This window comes from Pseudoalteromonas sp. EB27 (assembly GCF_001974875.1).
In the GTDB taxonomy this organism is placed as follows: domain Bacteria; phylum Pseudomonadota; class Gammaproteobacteria; order Enterobacterales; family Alteromonadaceae; genus Pseudoalteromonas.
In genome coordinates, this window is sequence record NZ_MTQD01000012.1 from 50,896 (window position 1) to 64,855 (window position 13,960).

At 39.3% G+C, this 13,960-nt stretch carries 18 protein-coding genes and 1 tRNA gene; 15 read left to right on the plus strand and 4 right to left on the minus strand.

The features are described 5' to 3' along the window. Positions 1-10: 10 nt before the first annotated feature. Together ubiH and BW142_RS14115 are read left to right on the plus strand one after the other, a co-directional pair. The gene (gene ubiH, locus BW142_RS14110) at positions 11-1,198 is read left to right on the plus strand and encodes a 2-octaprenyl-6-methoxyphenyl hydroxylase (RefSeq protein WP_076925261.1); all 1,188 of its coding nucleotides are present in this window, start codon (positions 11-13) and stop codon (positions 1,196-1,198) included. Then, the gene (locus BW142_RS14115; protein ID WP_076925262.1) at positions 1,195-2,361 is read left to right on the plus strand and encodes an FAD-dependent monooxygenase; all 1,167 of its coding nucleotides are present in this window, start codon (positions 1,195-1,197) and stop codon (positions 2,359-2,361) included. Before ubiH ends, BW142_RS14115 begins: the two co-directional genes overlap by 4 nt. A 112-nt stretch (positions 2,362-2,473) precedes the next feature. On the opposite strand, the gene BW142_RS14120 is transcribed toward BW142_RS14115, so the two are convergent. Beyond that, the gene (locus BW142_RS14120; RefSeq protein WP_076925263.1) at positions 2,474-3,133 is read right to left on the minus strand and encodes a hypothetical protein; all 660 of its coding nucleotides are present in this window, start codon (positions 3,131-3,133) and stop codon (positions 2,474-2,476) included. Between the two features lie 128 nt (positions 3,134-3,261). Further along, positions 3,262-4,461, minus strand: coding sequence for an alpha/beta hydrolase-fold protein (locus BW142_RS14125; RefSeq protein ID WP_076925264.1), 1,200 nt, complete (start codon positions 4,459-4,461; stop codon positions 3,262-3,264). A 376-nt stretch (positions 4,462-4,837) separates the two neighbouring features. Between BW142_RS14125 and rpsF the strand changes: the two genes are divergently transcribed. From rpsF to alr, 9 genes are all read left to right on the plus strand, one after another. Continuing rightward, the gene (gene rpsF, locus BW142_RS14130) at positions 4,838-5,179 is read left to right on the plus strand and encodes a 30S ribosomal protein S6 (RefSeq protein ID WP_007378473.1); all 342 of its coding nucleotides are present in this window, start codon (positions 4,838-4,840) and stop codon (positions 5,177-5,179) included. A 44-nt stretch (positions 5,180-5,223) separates the two neighbouring features. Further along, positions 5,224-5,541, plus strand: coding sequence for a primosomal replication protein N (gene priB, locus BW142_RS14135; RefSeq protein WP_033015549.1), 318 nt, complete (start codon positions 5,224-5,226; stop codon positions 5,539-5,541). Between the two features lie 12 nt (positions 5,542-5,553). Continuing rightward, a complete protein-coding gene (gene rpsR, locus BW142_RS14140; RefSeq protein WP_024600736.1) occupies positions 5,554-5,781 on the plus strand; it encodes a 30S ribosomal protein S18 in 228 nt (75 codons plus the stop codon). A gap of 35 nt (positions 5,782-5,816) precedes the next feature. Beyond that, a complete protein-coding gene (gene rplI, locus BW142_RS14145; protein WP_002962755.1) occupies positions 5,817-6,269 on the plus strand; it encodes a 50S ribosomal protein L9 in 453 nt (150 codons plus the stop codon). A 231-nt stretch (positions 6,270-6,500) separates the two neighbouring features. Further along, positions 6,501-7,049 carry a sigma-70 family RNA polymerase sigma factor gene (locus BW142_RS14150; RefSeq protein WP_024600735.1) on the plus strand — a complete coding sequence of 183 codons (549 nt, stop codon included), beginning with the start codon at positions 6,501-6,503 and terminating at the stop codon, positions 7,047-7,049. Continuing rightward, positions 7,036-7,518: a hypothetical protein gene (locus BW142_RS14155; protein ID WP_076925265.1), complete on the plus strand. Its 483-nt coding sequence runs from the start codon at positions 7,036-7,038 to the stop codon at positions 7,516-7,518. The genes BW142_RS14150 and BW142_RS14155 overlap by 14 nt, the downstream gene beginning before the upstream one ends. A gap of 9 nt (positions 7,519-7,527) precedes the next feature. Beyond that, complete coding sequence (locus BW142_RS14160) at positions 7,528-8,466, plus strand: DUF4097 family beta strand repeat-containing protein (protein WP_076925266.1); 939 nt, start codon at positions 7,528-7,530, stop codon at positions 8,464-8,466. A gap of 111 nt (positions 8,467-8,577) precedes the next feature. After that, on the plus strand, positions 8,578-9,957 hold the full coding sequence (gene dnaB, locus BW142_RS14165) for a replicative DNA helicase (protein WP_024600732.1): 1,380 nt from the start codon (positions 8,578-8,580) through the stop codon (positions 9,955-9,957). Continuing rightward, a complete protein-coding gene (gene alr / locus BW142_RS14170; RefSeq protein WP_076925267.1) occupies positions 9,957-11,036 on the plus strand; it encodes an alanine racemase in 1,080 nt (359 codons plus the stop codon). Before dnaB ends, alr begins: the two co-directional genes overlap by 1 nt. A 19-nt stretch (positions 11,037-11,055) precedes the next feature. Here alr and BW142_RS14175 read toward each other — a convergent pair whose 3' ends face one another. Beyond that, positions 11,056-11,295: a DUF2960 domain-containing protein gene (locus tag BW142_RS14175; protein WP_024600730.1), complete on the minus strand. Its 240-nt coding sequence runs from the start codon at positions 11,293-11,295 to the stop codon at positions 11,056-11,058. A gap of 107 nt (positions 11,296-11,402) precedes the next feature. Between BW142_RS14175 and BW142_RS14180 the strand changes: the two genes are divergently transcribed. The 3 genes from BW142_RS14180 to BW142_RS14190 all read left to right on the plus strand — a co-directional run bounded on the left by BW142_RS14180 (position 11,403) and on the right by BW142_RS14190 (position 13,288). Beyond that, complete coding sequence (locus BW142_RS14180) at positions 11,403-11,654, plus strand: hypothetical protein (protein WP_007587304.1); 252 nt, start codon at positions 11,403-11,405, stop codon at positions 11,652-11,654. A gap of 200 nt (positions 11,655-11,854) precedes the next feature. Continuing rightward, positions 11,855-12,472, plus strand: a complete 618-nt coding sequence (gene pnuC, locus BW142_RS14185; RefSeq protein ID WP_076925268.1) for a nicotinamide riboside transporter PnuC — start codon at positions 11,855-11,857, stop codon at positions 12,470-12,472. A 3-nt stretch (positions 12,473-12,475) separates the two neighbouring features. Then, positions 12,476-13,288 (plus strand): phosphotransferase, encoded by an 813-nt coding sequence (locus tag BW142_RS14190; protein WP_076925269.1) that lies wholly within the window; start codon positions 12,476-12,478, stop codon positions 13,286-13,288. On the opposite strand, the gene BW142_RS14195 is transcribed toward BW142_RS14190, so the two are convergent. Next, positions 13,285-13,467, minus strand: a complete 183-nt coding sequence (locus BW142_RS14195; RefSeq protein WP_007587299.1) for a hypothetical protein — start codon at positions 13,465-13,467, stop codon at positions 13,285-13,287. The genes BW142_RS14190 and BW142_RS14195 overlap by 4 nt on opposite strands. A 246-nt stretch (positions 13,468-13,713) precedes the next feature. Between BW142_RS14195 and BW142_RS14200 the strand changes: the two genes are divergently transcribed. Further along, positions 13,714-13,788, plus strand: a tRNA-Arg gene (locus BW142_RS14200). Positions 13,789-13,960 lie beyond the last annotated feature (172 nt).

Sequence of the window (13,960 nt, forward strand, 5' to 3'; positions counted from 1 at the left end):
GGAGAGTAAAGTGGCTAAGCAGTTTGATGTAGTTATTATTGGCGGTGGTTTAGCGGGAGCAAGCTGCGCATTAAGTGTGGCTAAAACTAATCCCACGTTAAATATTGCTGTTGTAGAAGCGAATCAAGTAACTGGCGAATACCACCCGAGCTTTGACGACAGAAGTATTGCTCTCGCTCAGCAATCGGTAGAGTATTTACAAAGCCTCAATTTATTTGAGAAAAATGCCCCTTACACCGCAGCAATCAAAAAAGTGAGCGTGTCTGATAGAGGCCACTTTGGCAAAGCGCACATTAATTGCGACGAATTTGCTAAGCCCTCACTTGGTTACGTAGTAGAAGTAAATCCATTTGGCCGAGCGCTTCACCTACGTTTAACGCAGTCAAATATTACGCTCTTGTGCCCCGATAGCGTAACTGCCATTAAACAAACTTTGCATAGCAATACACTCACTCTACAAAGTGGCGAGCAATTAGATGCAGCACTATTGGTTATTGCTGATGGCGCACAATCACCAACACGCAATTTACTCGGGCTTGGTTTTAATACCCAGCCTTATGAACAAGGCGCTATTATTGCTAATGTAGAAGTGGCTGGTGGGCATAATAATCATGCATTTGAGCGCTTTACACAAAACGGGCCTATGGCGTTATTACCCATGAGCAATAATCGTTATTCGTTAGTATGGTGTATGCGTCAAGATCAGATTGAACAACACATGGCACTTAATGAGCAAGACTTTATAAGTGTACTGCAAAGCGCGTTTGGTTATCGCGGAGGTCAATTTACTAAAGTAGGCATGCGCACGAGTTACCCGCTCGTTTACGGGCAAGTCGAGTCTTTGACTGCGCACCGTACAGTGGTTATTGGTAATGCTGCACATGCTATTCATCCTATTGCAGGGCAAGGTTTTAATTTAGGTCTTCGCGACGTACAAGTACTTAGTAATTTAATAGCAAGTAGCCAACACGATTTGGGCAGCTATGCGTTTACACGTGAATATTCAAAAAAGCGCAGTGATGATATAAAAACCGTAATGAGTTTAACTGATGCACTTGTCAGGCTTTTTTCGAACTCATCGCGAGTGCTCGCATTGGGGCGCAGTATTGGGTTGTTTTCGATGGATTTATTTCCCGCATTAAAAGCGCCATTAGCCAAGCAGTTAATGGGGCAAGTTAAACAAGGTAGGCGTTTATGAAGCAAGCACAGGTTTGTATTGTAGGTGGCGGCTGCGTAGGGCTGACACTGGCACTTGGATTGGCAAAAGCCGATATAAGCGTCGTTGTAATCGACGGCGCATCAACACAAGCATTACCAACTGACGAATATGGTTTGCGCGTAAGTGCGCTAAGCATTGCAAGTCAAACCTTGCTTGAGCAATTAAACGTATGGCCCGAAATTATCGCACAGCGAGCGTGCGCTTATACACATATGGACGTACGTGATGCCGACAGCTTTGGTAAAATTGCCTTTAACAACGAGCAGCTTGAGCTTGAACATTTAGGCCACATTGTTGAAAACGATATTATTCGCTATGCACTTATAAAAGAGCTAGAGCAGCAACCAAGCGCCACACTAATGTTTGATACCGAGTATCAGCAAATACACCAAAGTGAGTCCGACGTATTTATAACCCTTAAAAGCGGCGAGCCTATTATTGCTAAGCTGCTGGTGGCGGCCGATGGCGCAAATTCGGCTATTCGTAAACAATTTAATATGGCGCTTAGCTTTAAAGATTACGACCACCACGCGCTAGTTGCTACGGTTAAAACCAAAGAGCCACATGCAAACACCGCACGCCAAGTGTTTTTACCAACAGGGCCACTGGCGTTTTTACCATTAAGCGATGCCAACACCCATTCAATTGTGTGGTCTACCAGCCCAAACCACTGCGATGAACTCCTTGCAATGGACGACAGTGCCTTTAATAAAGCTGTTATGGCTGCAATAGATGGACAATGCGGGCTATGTGAAGTGCAAAGTGCGCGCGCAGCTTTCCCACTTAAAATGCGCTACGCCCAACAATGGGTTTCAGGCAAAGTGGTACTCATTGGCGATGCTGCACATACAATCCACCCACTTGCAGGGCTTGGTATGAACCTAGGCCTAAAAGATGCGGCTTATTTAATTGAGCTTTTAACAAGCGATAGTAAGGAGTTTGCAAGCACCCGCACACTTCGTGATTACGAGCGCACCCGCAAGCTCGACGCACAAAAGCACATAGCCATGATGCAAGGGCTCAAAGAGTTATTTGAAGGCGCAAACCCGGTTAAAAAACTCATTCGTGGAGTAGGGCTATCATTAGTTGATAATCTTGGGCCAATAAAGCACCTGTTCGCCAAAGAAGCGATAGGCAAATAACGTAGCTTGGGAAGAGCGAAACGAAACCCAACGAGTAAGTAAATTAGTCAGTTTTTAGCTGTCAGCTTTCAGCAAAGAAAAACCGATGTTTAGTTTAAACATCGGTTTTTATTTATATTTTAATGGAGCTTTCTAGTTTTTTCACAAGTATAAAGAACTCAACAAAGTATTCCTTATCAAAAGTAAACCTTCCACAGTGTTCCAAGTTGTCTCCGCAAAATCTCATATAATTTGAATATTCAATTTCATAAATTAGTTTTACTAGGTTTATATCCAACAAGTAGAGGTAAGGCTTAAGATCTTCTAGCATAATTTTGATTGGAGAAGTTGTATTTAATATTAACGCATCACTGTTGGTTTCTATTGCAGCCGAAATTTTGTTTCTAGGGTAGTAGGTTCTAGGTCCGCTAATAGGAGCGTTTAGAACACTATCTGTTAAGTAATTATAAAGTTGTTCCTCGGTTAAATTTTTTTTATTAGGTATTGATCGAATAGATTTATTTGGCAATAAAATTGAATTATGAATCCCTGCTTCTAGGGTTCTTGTGATCTGAGTAATTAATGGGTTACTAATATCCTTAACTTTTTTCTTCTCAGAACGTTCCTTTAAAGTAATTGTTAAAAAGAAAAATATATAGCTTGAGAGCATTGATATAACTATTGCGCTAATTGCAGAACCTATTGAGCTTGAGCCAACTATAAAACCAGCTGAAAAGCATACGGACACCAAAGCAGCAAAAGTAAAACCCACGGGGAAGTCAAATTTAGTCATTGATTATTATTCCTCACTTTAAGCGCTCCATATTTTCATTTTTATCTTTAACTATGGTCTCTAATTAATTAGCGCAGGTAAAACCTTTTAAGCATCTCGTTTGTTAAAAAGCGCTTTAAATTAATAAGCTACAAATTGGCTTGTGCTTCATTCACCATATCTTTTAGCGCATCAACTAACATTGGGTCTCGCGAGTTTTGCTTAGCAAGTTCTAGTGCCTGTTTCATGCTAGTTACTGCTTCTTTAAACTGTTTGTTAGCGGTGTAGCCTTGCGATAAACGCATGTGGGAGTATGCAGCATTAGGGTAATCGGTAGTAAATTGTTTAAGCGTGGTAATAGCTTTAGCCGTGTTACCAAATTTTTGCTGGCTATGCGCAAATTCTACGTACACATCTTGTGGAATTTTAAGCTCAAATCCGTACTTATCACTCAGTGCTTGGTAGTAACCGGTAATAAGCGATACATCAGCAAATCTTCCGTGCTCGTCAGTCACTTTAAATATTAGGTCGCCAAATAGGTTAATTAGGCTATCGCTAAGTGCTGGTAGTATGGTGCCCATATGACTAAAAGTAGGGTAATGCTTATATTCCCATTTTAGCTGCGTAGGCATTTGTTGCTCTAAATTTACTAAAGCATTTAAAACACCTGTATAAAAACGGGCGCCTTCACTCGCTACACTAATAAATAACGATTGGCTGCCTTTAGGGTTTTTAGTGTATTTAATAATATTATTTTTTAACTCTTCATCACTCCACCAACTGTTTGGGCTTATAGCTATGTAGTTATTAAATAACTCAGGCTGATTAACTAAAGTATAAAGCGTTAATGTACCAGCATTAGAGTGACCAATTAAGGTGCTGTAGCCGTTAGTTGAGTAATTACTGTTTATATAAGGCATGAGTTCATCAGACACAAACTTTAAAAACTTGTCGGTTTGTCCTGCGTCAGGCCATTTGTTTTTAACAAAGGTTTGAAACTCTGTTTTAGGCTCGCCTTGTACTTTTGGTAAATAATCGCGAACGCGGTTAGTTGTATCAATACCAACAAGCATGGCATTGGGTATTTGCTCGTAATCTACAAGGGATTTAATAACACCAGACGCTGTATGAAAGTGCTCAACACCATCAAGTAAATAAATAACATAAAGGGGCTGATCGTCTTTTACAGTGTCAGGTATGAAAATTTTAATGGGCCTGTCTTCGTTGAGTATTTTTGATTGCAGAATGACTTTTTTACCAACGGTTATGTCAGTTGTATTGGTTTTTGCGTGGCTTAAAAATGGTGTACTAAAAGTAAGTATTAATACAAGCGATAGTAAGAGCTTCATAAATATCCTTATTTAATAATGTATTGATTAATAATTGCACGGCTTTAAGCTTGAGTAAATGTTTATATTTTCGAGGTAAACATAAAGCTTAAGCAATTAAAAGCTATCGCTTTTCACGCGAGTAAGCTTGGCTTCTAAAAGAGGTATTACACTCTTTGCTTAACTTTTGCGGTAGGCGATCAGCTTGTTAGCGTGACAAGCGAAGTGCGTAATTATTACTTTTAAACACTTATCTATAAAAGCTTAAAAACCTGCTTGCTTAATTATCCGTCTAAGCGTAAAATGCGCGCTCATTTCGGCTTTTAAACTATTAATTCCTTGCCTTAAACCGACCGGCCGAAACGGTAGAAGGCTCTATTAACCGTAAGGAATATCCATGCGTCATTACGAAATCGTATTCATGGTTCACCCAGATCAGAGTGAGCAAGTTGCTGGTATGATCGAACGTTATACTGGTTCTATCACTGAAGCTGGTGGTGTTATCCACCGTCTTGAAGATTGGGGCCGTCGTCAATTGGCTTACCCAATTAACAAGCTTCATAAAGCTCACTATGTTCTTATGAACGTTGAAGCACCAACTGAAGTAATCAGCGAGCTAGAAACTACTTTCCGCTACAACGATGCAGTGCTTCGTAACTTAGTTATCCGCACTAAAACTGCTGAAACTGAAGCGTCTCCTCTTGCAAGAGAAGAGAAGAAAGAAGCACCAGCTGCTTAATTGTTTTGAGTCCTAGCATGGCGTTTAACTGGCGGTAAATATAAATGGTTAGCCCTTTTATGAATCAGCTGGTTATATCTGGGGTAGTTTGCAAAACTCCCAAGTTTAGCCAAAGCCCTGCTGGCATCCCGCATTGTATTTTTGTTGTAGAACATAAATCGATGCAAACCGAAGCAGACCTTAACCGTAATAGTTACGTGAGGCTTCAGGTAGTTGCCAGTGGAAAGCAAATGCAACAACAGACTCAACATTTGCACGTTGGGCAGGCATTGCAAGTGAGTGGTTTTTTAAATCGCCACGAAGGTCGTAACGGCCTTAGCCAATTGGTTTTGCATGCTCAGCATATAGAAAGAATTATTTGAGGAATTAATCTCATGGCACGTTATTTCAGACGTCGTAAGTTCTGCCGCTTTAAAGCGGAAGGCGTAAAGCAAATCGATTACAAAGATCTAGCTACTCTTAGAAACTATGTTACAGAAAGTGGCAAAATCGTACCTAGCCGTATTACAGGTACTAGCGCTAAATACCAGCGCCAGCTAGCAACTGCTATTAAGCGTGCTCGCTACTTAGCCCTTCTTCCATACACTGACTTACATAAGTAAGCAGCGGATTAACAGTTTTTAAAAGGTGTAGAAACATGCAAGTTATTCTACTAGATAAGATCGCTAACCTAGGTAGCCTAGGTGAACAGGTTGTAGTTAAATCTGGTTTCGCACGTAACTTCCTTTTCCCTCAAGGTAAGGCAGTTCCTGCGACTAAAGCTAACATTGAAACGTTTGACGCTCGTCGTGCAGAACTTGAAGCGAAAATCGCTGAACAGTTAGTTGCTGCACAAGCACGCGCTGAAAAACTAGAAGCATTAGCAGAAGTTACATTAGTATCTAAAGCTGGTGACGAAGGTAAGTTATTCGGTTCAATCGGTACTCGTGACATCGCTGACGCTATCTCAGCTGTTGGTGTTGAAGTTGCTAAGTCAGAAGTTCGTTTGCCTCTAGGTACTATCCGTGAGACAGGTGAATTTGACGTATCAATTTCAGTTCACTCAGACGTAACGGCTACTATTAAAGTAATCGTAATCGCTGAAGCTTAATTTTTTAATTAAGCGACAAAAGCCGTGCTATTAGCACGGCTTTTTTGTGTCTGTAATTTGGCTAACTTCGTTTATTAGTCGCTAGTTAAGGGCACAGTTAAATACAACCTCGTACAACCCTCTTTTTTATTCAATTATTTTTTCATTCCCTTTAAACCTTTTCGAACTGTTATTACGTCTAACTTATCAATACACTAACTCAATAATAATAATTAAAAGGCGACATCACGGATGTTACACGTTAAACCCGAACAAACGCCTTTATGCGAAGCTACACTTATTGAACGTGTTAAGTCGGGTGAGCAGGCGGCATATACAACGCTTTATGAGTTACATATAAAACGAGTCTACGGTTTATGCTTACGTTTATTAGCCGACCAAGCGCATGCTGAAGATGCAGCGCAAGAAGTGTTTGTACAGGTGTGGCATAAAATAGCGCAATTTGACGGTCGCTCGCAGTTTTCTACTTGGCTTTACAGTGTTGCCAGCAATATTGCGATTAACTACCTACGCAAGCAAAAAAATTGGCTACAAAAAGTGGTGAGCATTGAACACAGCGGTATGGATGAGCAATCAGCTAATGATTGCGAAGGCTTAAATGGCCTTGATAAATTAATAGTAAGGCTTCCTGAGCGTGCACGTATGGTGTTTGTGTTGTTTGCAATTGAAGGTTACAGGCATGAGGAAATAGCCGAACAGTTAGGTATGGCTGTTGGTTCAAGTAAATCGCAATATCATCGTGCTAGGCAGTTATTACAAGAGTGGTATGAAAATGAATAAACCAAATTTTGACGATTACTTAAACAAATCATTAAATACGCTTGATAAAGAGATACCACCACAAAAAGATTTATGGGCAGGAATTGAGCGAGCAATTGTTAATAATAAGCAGAACCAAAAAAAAGCTGGCACTTGGCCAAAACTAACGGCAATAGCTGCCTGTACAATTGCGGCTTTAGTTGCAGTAAATATATTTTTTATAGCGCCCGAGCCACAGCCCGTAGTGGCTATCAGTGATTACTTTTCGGCGAGAAAAAACAGTTTGTTAGTTGAATACGAAAATAAAGAAGCATTGACCACTAATTGGCAAACACAACTACAAGAATTAGAAGAGGCTGAACAAGCAATAAAGCAAGCTCTTAAAAATGAACCACAAAACCAAGCGCTTCTGACAATGTTAGCGCAAATATATCAGCAACAACTTGATTTAATTAACAAGGTGCACGCGCCACGTTGGCAGCACATTTAGGAGTACGACATGAAAGCGATTTTATTAGGACTAAGCTTATTTCCATTGGCGGTATTTGCGGGTGAAAAAATAGATAAGCAAATAGACGTACCAAATGGCGGCACTATTTTTATTGAAAACCAACGCGGTGATATACATATTACAGGCTGGGATAAAAACGAATTTAAAGTATCTGGCGAGCTTGATGACAAAGCAGAAGGTTATGAGCTTAAAACAAATGGCGATAAAACTCAGTTCATTGTAAAAATGCCACGTAAATCAAATTGGAATAATAATGGCGATGGCTCAAGTCTAACTATATTCATGCCAAAAAGTAGTGGCTTAGAGTTTGCTGGCGTTAATGTATCGGTGACTGCAAAAGAGCTTAAGAACGGCGCTGAAGTTGATGTGGTTAACGGCGAAATTACGGTAGATGATATTGCCGGTAACATTAAATTGACCACAGTTAATGGCGACGTAAATGCACAAAGTTTAAGTGGTAATATTCAATTTGAAACCGTAAATGGTGAAATTAACGATAGAGAATCAAGTGGTGAACTGCGTTTTAGCGCTGTTAATGGCGATATTAAATCAACCTCAAGCGCCAATGATGTGCGCCTTGAAAATGTAAATGGCGATATAAATTTTACGCTATCGGCTATTAAAAACTTACGTATTAACACGGTAAATGGCGAAGCCGAAGTACACATTAAAGAGCTTTTAAAAGGTGGTGATGTACGTTTTGAATCGGTAAGTGGCGATGGTGATTTTTACTTTCCTGACAGCGTATCTGCAAATTTTGAAATTAAAGCCCATGCTAATGGCAAAATCATTAATAAAGTTACTAGTGACAAGGTCAGTAAAGCTAAATATGGCCCAGCCAGTGATTTAGAATTTAGTATTAATGGCGGTAATGCTAATGTTGAAATGGATACCATTAGTGGACGCATAGAGCTTCGTATTAAATAACGCTCTCACCTTCACTATTACAAAAAGCAGGAAAAGATTTCCTGCTTTTCTATTTGCACAGCCCCTTCAAGTCGATAGAATAGAGCCATTCAATTTTACCACTGTGAAGTTATGGCCAAACCAGATAAGCAAGTCGATACTCTTAAAGTTCCTCCCCATTCAATAGAAGCTGAACAATCTGTTTTAGGTGGTTTAATGCTTGATAACCAAGCTTTTGACCGCGTAGCTGAACTTGTTGTATCACAGGATTTTTATACCCGCACGCACAAGTTAATTTTTGAAGCGATGACGGCACTTGCTGAGATTGGCGATCCAATAGATTTAATCACTATTTCTGAAAGTTTAGAAAAAAATAATAAGCTTGCAGGAATTGGTGGTTTTGCTTATTTAGCTGAAATAGCTAAAAACACGCCAAGCGCTGCTAACATTGACGCTTACGCAAGTATTGTACGCGAACGCGCTGTTGTACGTGAAATGATTGGCGTAGCGAACGAAATTGCAGAAGCGGGTTTTAATACTGAAGGGCGTACTAGTCACGATTTACTTGATTTTGCCGAAAGCAAAGTGTTTAAAATTGCTGAGCAACGAACAAAAAGTAATGAAGGTCCGCAGAGCATTCATAGCATCCTTGAAAAAACCGTTGATAAAATAGAAGAGCTTTATCAATCGCCACAAGATGGTGTAACAGGTGTAAGTACAGGTTATGCCGATCTTGATAAAATGACGACGGGCTTACAGCCATCCGATTTAATTATTGTAGCAGCACGTCCATCAATGGGTAAAACCACCTTTGCGATGAACCTTGCAGAACATGCTGCAATGACTCAAGACAAACCAGTATTAATTTACTCTCTAGAGATGCCTTCTGAGCAAATTATGATGAGGATGCTAGCGTCTCTTGGCCGTATTAACCAAACTAAGGTACGTACTGGCCAGTTAGATGATGACGATTGGGCACGACTTTCATCAACTATGGGCTTGTTGATGGAAAAAGGTAAAATGTACGTTGATGATGCATCAGGTTTAACACCTACCGATGTTCGTTCTCGTGCAAGGCGTATAGCCCGCGACCATGGCGGTATTAGCATGATCATGGTCGATTACTTACAGTTAATGCGTGTACCAAGCCTTGCCGATAACCGAACGCTCGAAATTGCCGAAATCTCGCGTTCACTTAAAGCATTAGCAAAAGAGCTAAAATGTCCGGTTGTTGCGCTTTCACAGCTTAACCGTACGCTAGAGCAACGTGCCGATAAACGCCCAATTAACTCAGATTTACGTGAGTCAGGGTCGATAGAGCAGGATGCCGATTTAATCATGTTTATTTACCGTGATGAAGTGTACAACGAAGACAGTACCGATAAAGGTATTGCCGAAATTATTATAGGTAAACAACGTAACGGCCCAATTGGTAAAGTGCGTTTAACATTCCAAGGTCAATTTTCTCGCTTTGATAATTACGCGGGACCAGCGGTAGATGACGATTACTAATGCGCTTAGCCACTGCTGAAATTAATTTAGCTGCACTTGCGCATAATTTAGCGCAAGTTAAGTGTTTTGCACCTAATATCAAAGTAATGGCGGTGCTAAAAGCAAATGCTTACGGACATGGTTTAGTAACGATTGCGCAGCATTTAAATGATGCTGACGCATTTGCTGTGGCGCGGATAGATGAAGCGTTAGCTCTGCGAGCGGGGGGCCTAACAAAGCCAATAGTTTTACTCGAAGGCTTCTTTAATAAAGCCGACATACCTATTTTACTCGCTAATAATTTTCAAACTATTATTCACGATGAGTACCAATTAGCCGCGCTTGAAAAAGCAAAGCTTGATGCGCCAATAACATGTTGGTTAAAAGTAAATACAGGTATGCATCGACTAGGTATTGCGCCAGAGCAGTTTGAAGAATTTTATAGCCGTTTACAAAAAACACCTAACGCTAAAAACACTGTTAATCTGATGACCCATTTTTCGTGTGCTGATGATGTTGATAATGCTAAAACGGTTCAACAAATTACGTTATTTGATAACTTAGTGAATGGTATTGACCAAGCGCATTGTTTATCAAATTCAGCGGGTATTATCGCGTGGCCAAATGGACATGGTGATTGGGTACGCCCTGGTCTAATGCTCTATGGTGTATCGCCTATGGCAAATAGTATTGGGCAACAACATAAATTAAAACCAGTTATGCGCTTAACTACGCGCGTAATTGCAGTGCGAAATGTGCCTGCTAATGAGGCGGTCGGGTATGGTGGTCGTTGGAAAAGCGATAAACCAACCAAGTTAGCTGTTGTGGCTATGGGTTATGGCGATGGTTATCCTCGGCACGCTAAAGAGGGGACCCCCGTTATAATTGGCAAGCAGCGTTATGGTATTGTCGGTAGTGTAGCAATGGATATGATTAGTGTAGATATAGGCACTAATGAGCATAATATTAAAGTTGGCGACAGGGTTACTATGTGGGGCCCTGAGCTACCAGTTGAAGAAATAGCACTATGCGCTGATACTATCCCCTACGAGCTATTATGTAATATTACACCGCGCGTAAGTTATGAGTATCAGCGTTGACACAGCTATAAAGCTGTATTTACTCTTTTATAAAGTAAATATCGCTAAAGCCCATACGGGCAAATTCTTGGTCGCGAAAGTTACGAACAGAGGCAGACCCTTTTGAGGTCATTTCTATTTGCTGTACCATGCTTAAGTAATTAGTCAGATCAATACCTTCAGCGGCAGCAATTGCTTGATACATGTCGTGGTATTTATCTTTAGCGAAATTAATCTCGCGCGGTTCGTTTTTATATTTGTAGGTTATTCTACGTGCCATATTAAGCTCATTTCAATTGAGTGTTGCAGCGATTTTACACTGTATTTAATAACGGCTCTAGCATTGAGTGACTTGTTGTAATCGGTAATTAAAATAAAGAGTCGAAAATGAAATTATCAGTAGAGATCAGTAAATACCCACTTCACCAAGACTATATCCCGTTTATACAAGGGTTTATTGACAGATTAAACGAATACGATGATTTAAAAGTGATTACTAACACGTTATCAACGCAAATTTTTGGTGATTACGATTTAGTAATGCAGGTATTAAATACCGAAATTAAGCGCTCATATGAAGAATTTGGTAAAGCTATTTTTGTATGTAAGTTTCTCTCTGGCGACTTATCGCCTGAATAGCCTATAATACCAACCTGCATAAATATTTGATCAATTTAACGAATTAAATTGCACTATAACGTCGTTAAAAATTTTTATTTAGAACAACTAGATACAAAAATTTTTGCCTAGTTCTAGCGTAATTTTCTTAACGTTAAATAGACCCCGTATATAAGCAGGTTGGTATAACAATCGGCACAACTAAACGGTAACTGCATAATATGGACTTTTTAACACAAACCTTAAGTGGTTTTACAGCAATGTCGCATTGGGAGTATATTGCGGTAGGGTTGTCGATGGCTTATTTATTATTAGCAATAAAAGAAAGCTTATGGTGTTGGCCTGCGGCGTTTTTTAGTACGCTCATTTATACAATAATGTACTGGAATGGTGCATTACTTATGGAGTCATTACTTAATTTTTATTATATGTATATGGCTGTATTTGGATGGGTTGTATGGCGTAAAGGCAAAGCTGCAAATTTAAATATTACATCGTGGTCGATAAACCGCCATGCTGTTTTAATTAGTTTAACAACTATAGCTGCAATAGCTATAGGTTACGTTATGCAAAACTATACTCATGCTGATTTTGCTTATCTTGATAGCTTTACAACGTGCTTTGCAGTAGTAACTACTTACTTAGTTGCTAAAAAAGTCCTCGAAAACTGGCTGTACTGGATTGTTATAGATGCAGCTTCTATGTATTTATATTACGAAAAAGGCTATTACCCAACGCTAGCACTCTTTATATTTTATACCATTATGGCAGCGTGGGGCTTTAAAACCTGGTACGAAGAATACGAACAAAGCCAAGCTAAGCCTCTAGCACAGCTTTAATCAATGATTGCCCATACTCAGTTAGTAAAAATGTGTAGTGCGTTTATAGAGCCTACAAGCATTGTTTCAAGCGAGCGATTACTTAATGGCTTTAGTAACGATAATTTTTTAATACGTACCGAGCAACAAGGGTATTTGTTAAAGTGTTATAAAAGCCATTGGCCAAGTGACGGCCTTGAAGCGCAGCGCTTTTTAAGTGACTTTAATATATGTCCAGCGCCTATTTGGCTTGATAAAGAAAACGGTCGTGCGGTATTTAACTATATTGAAGGCAAGAGCGCGCAATCGGATATAACGCTTAGCTTTATTAATAAACTTGCTCAAGTGCACAATTACAAAGTGTCTACCGCGCCAATGGATATAGCTAAAGAGCTTCATTTTTATCAAAACACCGGCGTATATACGCAATATAAACTTCAAATAGAGCAGGCACTCAAAGCAGTTACAGCTATGTCATTTAATGCAGGTTTTTGTCATAACGACTTAGTAAAAGACAACATTATTGTAAATGCTTCAGGTATGTATTTAATTGATTTTGAATACGCACAAACTAACGATGTGTATTTTGATTTGGCAGCCCTTGCAGTGAGCTTTAATTTTAATGAGAGCAGTGAAAGTGCATTGTTAAATAACTATAAAAATAGCATCGATAAAACAAAAACGTTTGATCTTTCAATAGATAAGCTGAATTACTATAAGCTGTTTTTTTTAGTGTTATGTATTGGCTGGTACGAAGAGCGCGGCATAACTAATAAATCTGTAATGTTACGCGCGCAGCTAAATAAACTCGTTAATAATACTTTTTATAGATGTTAAAGGCCACCAAAGCGCTCGGCTAGCTCTTTGTATTTAGTTACTTCGGCTGTATCAAATTGTGGTTCGCCATTTTCATCTTCTGATTTAGCAATTAATAAACTCTCTCTAGAAAGACGTTTTACACGCTCTACTTTTACACCTAAAAACTCAGCAACTTGCTCAGTAGACATTAAACTCATCATTATTTCCTCGTATTAAATTAATCCGCACAGCGACAATCGTAGTTTCAATGTTGCTAAACCGTTACTGTTTCTTATTCAATAAGAATAAATAGCGTGTTTTTAAGCCATTGTGAAGTGTTTTATTTAAAAGAGTTTAATTAATAAGCATATAAGCTGATGTTACTGGTATTTATTTAAAGATCTCTTTATCATTGCTGATGCTAAAGCACTGATATCGCGAGTTGGTGTGGAGGCAACAAATGTGCTCTCGTGGTGAAATGGATATCACGTGGCCCTCCGGAGGCTGAGTTGTAGGTTCGATCCCTACCGAGAGCGCCATTTGCTTTTACATCTACTAATATCCCTCTCTATATTATCTAGCTTTTCATTAATTACTTTTGTATATAAAAATGTATTACTGCATAAATTTTGAAATTTTATTGTAAGAACAGCTTTCTAGTTATTTATACAATGCAAAATTGCATTATTCAAAATGTTATCTAACGTTATG

Excerpts from the sequence above, each read along its gene's own strand:
- BW142_RS14115 (WP_076925262.1), top strand. The coding sequence starts at position 1,195 with ATGAAGCAAGCACAGGTTTGTATTGTAGGTGGCGGCTGCGTAGGGCTG.
- BW142_RS14180 (WP_007587304.1), top strand. The coding sequence starts at position 11,403 with ATGAAATTATCAGTAGAGATCAGTAAATACCCACTTCACCAAGACTAT.
- BW142_RS14125 (WP_076925264.1), bottom strand. The coding sequence starts at position 4,461 with ATGAAGCTCTTACTATCGCTTGTATTAATACTTACTTTTAGTACACCA.
- rpsR (WP_024600736.1), top strand. The coding sequence starts at position 5,554 with ATGGCACGTTATTTCAGACGTCGTAAGTTCTGCCGCTTTAAAGCGGAA.
- BW142_RS14160 (WP_076925266.1), top strand. The coding sequence starts at position 7,528 with ATGAAAGCGATTTTATTAGGACTAAGCTTATTTCCATTGGCGGTATTT.
- BW142_RS14120 (WP_076925263.1), bottom strand. The coding sequence starts at position 3,133 with ATGACTAAATTTGACTTCCCCGTGGGTTTTACTTTTGCTGCTTTGGTG.
- priB (WP_033015549.1), top strand. The coding sequence starts at position 5,224 with ATGGTTAGCCCTTTTATGAATCAGCTGGTTATATCTGGGGTAGTTTGC.
- BW142_RS14190 (WP_076925269.1), top strand. The coding sequence starts at position 12,476 with ATGATTGCCCATACTCAGTTAGTAAAAATGTGTAGTGCGTTTATAGAG.
- BW142_RS14155 (WP_076925265.1), top strand. The coding sequence starts at position 7,036 with ATGAAAATGAATAAACCAAATTTTGACGATTACTTAAACAAATCATTA.
- BW142_RS14150 (WP_024600735.1), top strand. The coding sequence starts at position 6,501 with ATGTTACACGTTAAACCCGAACAAACGCCTTTATGCGAAGCTACACTT.
- rpsF (WP_007378473.1), top strand. The coding sequence starts at position 4,838 with ATGCGTCATTACGAAATCGTATTCATGGTTCACCCAGATCAGAGTGAG.
- alr (WP_076925267.1), top strand. The coding sequence starts at position 9,957 with ATGCGCTTAGCCACTGCTGAAATTAATTTAGCTGCACTTGCGCATAAT.
- BW142_RS14175 (WP_024600730.1), bottom strand. The coding sequence starts at position 11,295 with ATGGCACGTAGAATAACCTACAAATATAAAAACGAACCGCGCGAGATT.
- pnuC (WP_076925268.1), top strand. The coding sequence starts at position 11,855 with ATGGACTTTTTAACACAAACCTTAAGTGGTTTTACAGCAATGTCGCAT.
- dnaB (WP_024600732.1), top strand. The coding sequence starts at position 8,578 with ATGGCCAAACCAGATAAGCAAGTCGATACTCTTAAAGTTCCTCCCCAT.
- rplI (WP_002962755.1), top strand. The coding sequence starts at position 5,817 with ATGCAAGTTATTCTACTAGATAAGATCGCTAACCTAGGTAGCCTAGGT.
- BW142_RS14195 (WP_007587299.1), bottom strand. The coding sequence starts at position 13,467 with ATGAGTTTAATGTCTACTGAGCAAGTTGCTGAGTTTTTAGGTGTAAAA.